This is a genomic window from Streptomyces sp. WG7 (assembly GCF_049975785.1).
In the GTDB taxonomy this organism is placed as follows: Bacteria; Actinomycetota; Actinomycetes; order Streptomycetales; family Streptomycetaceae; genus Streptomyces.
In genome coordinates this window covers 41,229-48,102 of record NZ_JBNGGE010000053.1, presented here as the reverse complement: position 1 = coordinate 48,102, position 6,874 = coordinate 41,229, and the positions used below count along the sequence as shown (strand labels likewise).

Annotated in this window: 5 protein-coding genes and 1 pseudogene; 1 reads left to right on the top strand and 5 read right to left on the bottom strand. The window is 74.4% G+C overall.

The window, feature by feature from the left end:
- Nucleotides 1-650, bottom strand: a pseudogene (locus tag ACP4J0_RS33350) (hypothetical protein); the annotation flags it as partial.
- A gap of 284 nt (nt 651-934) precedes the next feature.
- Between ACP4J0_RS33350 and ACP4J0_RS33345 the strand changes: the two are divergent.
- Nucleotides 935-2,137, top strand: a complete 1,203-nt coding sequence (locus ACP4J0_RS33345; protein ID WP_426602440.1) for an amino acid deaminase/aldolase — start codon at nt 935-937, stop codon at nt 2,135-2,137.
- 10 nt (nt 2,138-2,147) lie between these two features.
- On the opposite strand, the gene ACP4J0_RS33340 is transcribed toward ACP4J0_RS33345, so the two are convergent.
- From ACP4J0_RS33340 to ACP4J0_RS33325, 4 genes are read right to left on the bottom strand one after another with little or no spacing between them, the layout of a single operon-like run.
- On the bottom strand, nt 2,148-3,236 hold the full coding sequence (locus ACP4J0_RS33340) for a DUF2510 domain-containing protein (RefSeq protein ID WP_426602444.1): 1,089 nt from the start codon (nt 3,234-3,236) through the stop codon (nt 2,148-2,150).
- A 37-nt stretch (nt 3,237-3,273) separates the two neighbouring features.
- Nucleotides 3,274-4,056 carry a 3-oxoacyl-ACP reductase gene (locus ACP4J0_RS33335; protein ID WP_426602439.1) on the bottom strand — a complete coding sequence of 261 codons (783 nt, stop codon included), beginning with the start codon at nt 4,054-4,056 and terminating at the stop codon, nt 3,274-3,276.
- A gap of 6 nt (nt 4,057-4,062) precedes the next feature.
- The gene (locus tag ACP4J0_RS33330; RefSeq protein ID WP_426602438.1) at nt 4,063-5,463 is read right to left on the bottom strand and encodes an aldehyde dehydrogenase family protein; all 1,401 of its coding nucleotides are present in this window, start codon (nt 5,461-5,463) and stop codon (nt 4,063-4,065) included.
- A gap of 8 nt (nt 5,464-5,471) precedes the next feature.
- Nucleotides 5,472-6,836 carry a glutamine synthetase family protein gene (locus ACP4J0_RS33325; RefSeq protein WP_426602437.1) on the bottom strand — a complete coding sequence of 455 codons (1,365 nt, stop codon included), beginning with the start codon at nt 6,834-6,836 and terminating at the stop codon, nt 5,472-5,474.
- Nucleotides 6,837-6,874 lie beyond the last annotated feature (38 nt).

The window sequence follows — 6,874 nt, the reverse complement described above, 5'->3', positions numbered from 1 at the left end:
CCGCCCGGGGCGGTGTGGCCGACGGCCGGCGGGGCGTCGGGGAAGCGTGCGGAGGCGCGCGGTGGCGGGGGCGCCGGGTCGGTGCCGCGGGAGCCGGCGAGCCGGGAAGGCGGGTGGGGCGGCCGGGCGTCCCCGGAGCCGGCGAGCCGGGAAGGCGCGTGGGGCGGCCGGGCGTCCCCGGAGCCGCCGCCCTCCGTTGGTGCCCGGTCGTCCGGCGCGTCCGCGAGCCGCCGCACGCCCTGTCCGTGCGCCGGTCCGTCGCCCGTCGCCGGACGGCTGCCCGGAACGGCTTGGTTCTCCTCGGCGGAGGTGCCGCGGGTGTTCGGCTGCGGGGCCGTCGGGATCCGTCCGGCGGTGGGAGCCGACGTGACCGGAGAGCGTCGGTCCGCTTCGGTCATGCCGGTGCCGGGTGCCGCCGGTGCCTGTGCGGGACGGGGCGGGGCGGCCGGGTGGGGCGGTGCGGCGGGTCGGGGCGGCATGTCCGGACGGGCCGGCGTACCGGGGCGCGTGCCGGCGCCGGGCGGCACGTCGGGGGCGCGACGAGGGGGCGCGTCCGGACGGGGCGGCGGGGCGGCGTCCGGGACGGTGTCGGAGCGAGGCGCGGTCGAGGGGTGCGGGGGAAGGGAGGCGCGGCGTGCGTCCGTGCTCATGCACCCCCCGTTTCCTCGGGCCCGGGCCGTTCTCCGACGCGGGCCGGTGATGTGGTCTCCTGCCCCGGCCCGGCGCGGAACGATCCGTCCCGGGCACGCATACCCGCACGGGCCGACCGCCATCCCGGGGCGGACCCGAGGTCCCGCCGCCCAGGCCGTTCCGCCGTGCGTGCGCGTCACTCTACGGCGTGCCCCCGCCCGGCGGGGAACCAGTCCGCGTGCCCGTGGCATTGGCCCGGAACGTCCCCCTACCCTGCGGTAATCCCGTCTGGCAGGCTGCGTTCATGACTGCGCGCGCCGCCGACCGGGCCCGTTACGACCGGGCCACCGCCCACGTGGACGCCCCCGTGGCGATCGTGGACCTGGAGGCCTTCGACGCCAACGCGGACGACCTGGTCCGCCGGGCCGGCGGGAAGCCGATCCGGGTCGCCAGCAAGTCCGTACGCTGCCGGGCCCTGCTCGAACGGGCCCTGGCGAGGGACGGTTTCGCGGGCGTCATGTCGTTCACGCTGGCCGAGTCCCTGTGGCTGGCGCGCTCCGGATTCGGGGACGTCCTCCTCGCCTACCCGTCGGCGGACCGCGCCCGGTACGCGGAGCTGGCCGCCGATCCCGAGCTCGCCTCCGCGGTCACCGTGATGATCGACGACCCGGCGCAGCTGGACCTCATCGACGCGGCGCGCGACGGCGGCCGGGAAGTCGTCCGGGTCTGCCTGGAGTTGGACACGTCGCTGAGGCTGCTCGGAGGGCGGGTGCGGGTCGGGGCCCGGCGCTCCCCGCTGCACTCCCCCGCCCAGGTCGCCGACCTGGCCCGCGCGGTGGTCCGCCGGCCGGGGTTCGAGGTCGTCGGCATCATGGCGTACGAGGGCCATGTCGCCGGGGTCGGGGACGCGGTGGCCGGCCGGCCGCTGCGGTCGCGGGCGGTGCGGCTGATGCAGGCCGCCGCCCGCCGGGAACTCGCCGAGCGGCGTGCCGCGGTGGTGCGGGCGGTACGGGCCGTGGTGCCCGGCCTGGAGTTCGTCAACGGCGGCGGCACGGGCAGCGTGCAGCACACCGCGGCCGAGGACGCGGTCACGGAGATCGCCGCCGGGTCCGGGCTGTACACGCCGCGGCTCTTCGACAACTACACCTCGTTCCGCGGCCGTCCGGCGGCGCTGTTCGCACAGCCCGTCGTACGGCGGCCGGGGGTCGGGGTCGTGACCGTCCTCGGCGGCGGCTACCCGGCCTCCGGAGCGCCCGGCGCCGACCGGCTGCCGGTGCCGTACCTCCCCGAGGGGCTGCGCTACGACTCCCAGGAGGGTGCGGGCGAGGTGCAGACGCCGCTGCTCGGGTCGCCCGCCGACGACCTCCTCATCGGCGACAAGGTGTGGTTCCGGCACGCCAAGGCGGGTGAGCTGTGCGAGCGGTTCGACGCGCTGCACCTGGTGGAGGGGGACGCGGTGACGGCGACGGCGCCGACGTACCGGGGCGAGGGGCACACGTTCCTGTAGCCCGGCCCGGTCAGTCCGACGGGCCGATGCCGCTGCCCACACCGCCGTCGGTGGCGGCGTCGCCGACGGGCCGGATGCCCTTGGTGATCCTGTCCATGTCGTCGAGCGGCGGCCCGTCCTCGCCGGCGTCGAAGACGTAGCGGACGAGGATCGGGGACTCGGTGCCGACGGTGGAGGGGAACACCAGCGACTGCACGTAACCGCCGGGCCCCTCGGCCGTCGTCACCCGCCAGCGCACGTAGTAGCCGGCGCGTCCGGCGACCGCGACCGGCCCGGACGCCACCTCCTCGTGGGACTCGATGCCGCCGAAGGGCTTGTTGCCGATCAGGTCGCGGTCGTAGGCGTCGTCGGCCGCGTCCTCGACGTCCTGCTGGGCGATGGCCTTCGGGGAGGACTCGGCGTTCGCCGTGACCGTGCGGGAGATGACGAGACCGTGCCGGCACACGCCGCCGTCGGCGGGGCAGTCGTAGGTGCCGTCGGTGGTCATCATGACGTCGTCCTGGGTGACGTGCTTGGGCCGGACCCAGCCGTCCGGCAGCGGGAAGGTGATGCCGTTGAGCGGGTCCTCGACCACGGCCGGGGCGTCGGCGGAGGGTGCGGAGGGCGCCCGCGACGTGCTCGCCGGCGGCGGGCCGGTGGAAGCCGCCGTGGCCGGCGGGCCCTGTGCCCCGGTGCCGCCGCCGTCGTCCTCGCCGAGGACGAGAACGCCGGTGACGACGGCCGCGACCAGCACGGCCGCGGTGGCGACGAGGGCGACGGCCTTCCCCCGCCCGGTGCCACCGCCCGGCCGCCGCTGTGCCGGGCCGTCGCCCGTGAACAGCGGCACGGTCGACGGCCGGCCGGGCTGCGTCCCGTACGACGGCTGCTGCCGCAACGGCTGCTGATGTGGTGTCGGTTGCTGATGCGGTGTCGGCTGCGCCTGACGCGCCGGCTGCTGTACGGGATTCGGTTGTCGTACGGGCTGCTGGTGTGGGGGCGCGGGTGCCCCGTACCCGGCGGTCCCGGGTGGACGCCGGTGCTCCGTCCAGGCCGTGCCGTCCCACCAGCGTTCCTGGTACGGGGCCGACGGATCGCGGTACCAGCCGGGCGGCGGAGTCAGGCTCATTGCGGCACTGTAGGACGCCGCTCGCGGCCGGCTACAGCGGTGTGACGTACGCCCCGGAGATGCCGCCGTCCACCAGGAAGTCGGTGGCGTTCACGAAGGAGGAGTCGTCGCTGGCCAGGAACGCGACGGCGGCGGCGATCTCCTCGGCCTCGGCGAACCGTCCGACCGGAATGTGGACGAGGCGGCGTGCGGCCCGCTCCGGGTCCTTGGCGAACAGCTCCCGGAGAAGCGGGGTGTTGACGGGGCCGGGGCAGAGGGCGTTGACGCGGATGCCCTCCCGCGCGAACTGCACGCCCAGTTCACGCGACATGGCGAGGACGCCGCCCTTCGACGCGGTGTACGAGATCTGCGAGGTGGCCGCGCCCATCCTGGCCACGAAGGACGCGGTGTTGATGATGGACCCCCGGCCCTGGCGCCGCATGTAGGGGATGGCGGCCTTGCAGCACAGGTAGACGGAGGTGAGGTTGACCTCCTGGACGCGCTTCCACGCCTCCAGACCGGTCTCCAGGATCGAGTCGTCGTCGGGCGGCGAGATACCGGCGTTGTTGAAGGCGACATCGACACTGCCGTAGGTGTCGTACGCCGCCCTGAACAGCGCCTCGACCTGCTCGGGGTCGGTGACGTCGACCTTGACGAAGGTGCCGCCGGTCTCCTCCGCCACCGCCTCGCCCCGGGTCTCGTCCACGTCGCCGCAGACGACGTGCGCGCCCTCGGAGGCGAGCCGGCGGGACGCTGCGAGACCGATGCCGCTGCCCGCTCCGGTGACGACGGCGGTACGGCCGGCCAGACGGCGGCAGATGATGTCCTCGGTCATGAGTGGCTAGGCCTCCGTGCTCGACGAGACGTTGCTGATGAAGACGTTCTTGGTCTCGGTGAAGGCGGTCAGCGCGTCGGGGCCGAGTTCGCGGCCGAGGCCGGACTGCTCGAACCCGCCGAACGGCGTCCAGTAGCGGACGCTGGAGTGGGAGTTGACGGACAGGTTCCCGGCCCGGACCGCGTTCGACACGCGCAGGGCGCGGCCGACGTCCCGGGTCCACACCGAACCGGACAGGCCGTAGTCGGTGGCGTTGGCCAGGCGGATCGCGTCGGCCTCGTCCTCGAAGGGCAGGACGACGGCGACGGGCCCGAAGACCTCCTCGACGGCCACGCGCGCGTGCGCGTCGACACCGGTGAGGACCGTGGGCGGGAACCAGAAGCCGGGTCCGCCCTCGGGGGCCTTGCCGCGGATGCCGTCGGCGCCGTCGGGGACGTAGGAGCGGACCCGGTCCAGCTGGGCCCGGGAGATCAGCGGGCCCATGTCGGTGCGCTCGTCGGCCGGGTCGCCGACGCGGACGGACTCGACCGCGGGGGCGAGGAGGGCGAGGAAGCGGTCGTACACCGTGCGCTGGACGAGGATGCGGGTGCGGGCGCAGCAGTCCTGCCCGGAGTTGTCGAGGAAGGACATCGGTGTGGCGGCCGCGGCGGCCTCCACGTCCGCGTCGGCGAAGACGATGTTGGGGCTCTTGCCGCCGAGTTCGAGGGTGACGGGCTTGAGGAGGGCGGCGCCCTTGGCGGCCACCCGCCGGCCCACGGCCGTCGACCCGGTGAAGACGACCTTCGCGACGCCGGGGTGCCGGACGAGCGCGTCGCCCGCGACCGGCCCGTGCCCCGGCAGCACCTGGAACAGCCCCTCGGGAAGACCTGCCTCCAGGGCGAGTCCGGCCAGGCGCAGTGCGGTCAGCGGGGTCGTCTCGGCGGGCTTGAGGAGGACCGCGTTGCCCGCCGCCAGCGCCGGCGCGGTGCCCCAGGCGGCGATCGGCATCGGGAAGTTCCAGGGCGCGATGACGCCGACGACGCCGAGCGGTTCGAGGAACGTCACGTCCAGGCCGCCGGCGACCGGGATCTGCCGGCCGGTGAGCCGCTCCACGCCCCCGGCGGCGTAGTCGAGCAGGTCGCGGACGTTGCCGGCCTCCCAGCGGGCGTTGCCGATGGTGTGCCCGGCCTCCGTGACCTCCAGCCGGGCCAGTTCCTCCAGGTGCCCGTCGACGGCGGTGGCGAAGCGGCGCAGCAGCCGGGCGCGGTCGCCGGGGGCGAGCGCGGCCCAGGCGGTCTGCGCCCGCGCGGCCCGTACGACGGCGGCGTCCACGTCGGCCGCGGAGGCGGCGGGGACGGTGGCGACGAGCTCTTCGGTGGCGGGGTTCAGGACCCGCAGTCCGCCGGGCGGTTCCGATGACTCGGACATCTGATGCCTCACATGCGTTCGAAGGAGCGGCGCAGCTCCCAGTCCGTGACGGCGGCGGCGTAGGCGTCCAGTTCGACGCGCGCCATGTTGCGGTAGTGGGCGACGACCTCGTCCCCGAAGGCGGACTTGGCGAGGGTGCTGTTCTCCCAGAGCTCGGCGGCCTCGCGCAGCGTGGTGGGGACGTGTGCGAAACCGGCGGTGTAGGCGTTGCCGGCGCAGGGTTCCGGCAGTTCCAGACGCTGCTCGACGCCGTGCAGGCCGGCCGCGACCATGCCCGCCACCGCGAGGTACGGGTTGACGTCGCCGCCGGGGAGCCGGTTCTCGAAGCGGAGCGAGCGGCCGTGGCCGACGACGCGCAGGGCGCAGGTGCGGTTGTCGTGGCCCCAGGCGACGGCGGTCGGTGCGAAGGAGTCGGGCTGGAAGCGCTTGTACGAGTTGATGTGCGGGGCGTAGAGGAGGGAGAACTCGCGCAGCGCCACCAGCTGTCCGGCGAGGAAGTGCCGCATGACCTCGGACATGCCGTCCTGGTGGCCGCCGGCCATGACGCTGTTGCCGTCGGCGTCCGCGAGGGAGAGGTGGATGTGGCAGGAGTTGCCCTCGCGCTCGTTGTACTTGGCCATGAAGGTGAGGGACATGCCCTCCTGGGCGGCGATCTCCTTGGCGCCGGTCTTGTAGACCGCGTGCTGGTCGCAGGTGACCAGGGCCTCGTCGTAGCGGAAGGCGATCTCGTGCTGGCCGGGGTTGCACTCGCCCTTGGCGGACTCGACGGTGAGTCCGGCGCCGGCCATCTCGTTGCGGATGCGGCGCAGCAGGGGCTCGACGCGGCCGGTGCCGAGCACCGAGTAGTCGATGTTGTACTGGTTGGCCGGGGTCAGGCCGCGGTAGTTGGCGTCCCAGGCCTGTTCGTAGGTGTCCCGGAAGACGATGAACTCCAGCTCGGTGCCGACCTGCGCGGTCCAGCCGTGTCCGGCGAGGCGCTCCAGCTGGCGGCGCAGGATCTGCCGGGGGGCGGCGAGCACCGGGGAGCCGTCCTCCCAGGCGAGGTCGGCGACGACCAGCGCGGTGCCCTCGTGCCACGGCAGGCGGCGCAGGGTGGCCAGGTCGGGGTGCAGGGCGAAGTCGCCGTAGCCGCGGTCCCAGGAGGACATCGCGTATCCGCCGACGGTGTTCATGTCGGCGTCGACGGCGAGGAGGTAGTTGCAGCCCTCGGTGCCGTGCGTCAGGACCTCGTCGAGGAAGAAGCGCGCGGCGAACCGCTTGCCCTGGAGGCGTCCCTGCATGTCGGGAAAGGCCAGGACGACGGTGTCGAGGTCACCGGCGGCGACGAGGGCGTGCAGTTCCTCGACCCCGAGCGGGGGTGTGCGGTCTGGCACGGGGAGAGCCTCCTTCTGGCCGGGAGCCATAAGGTATG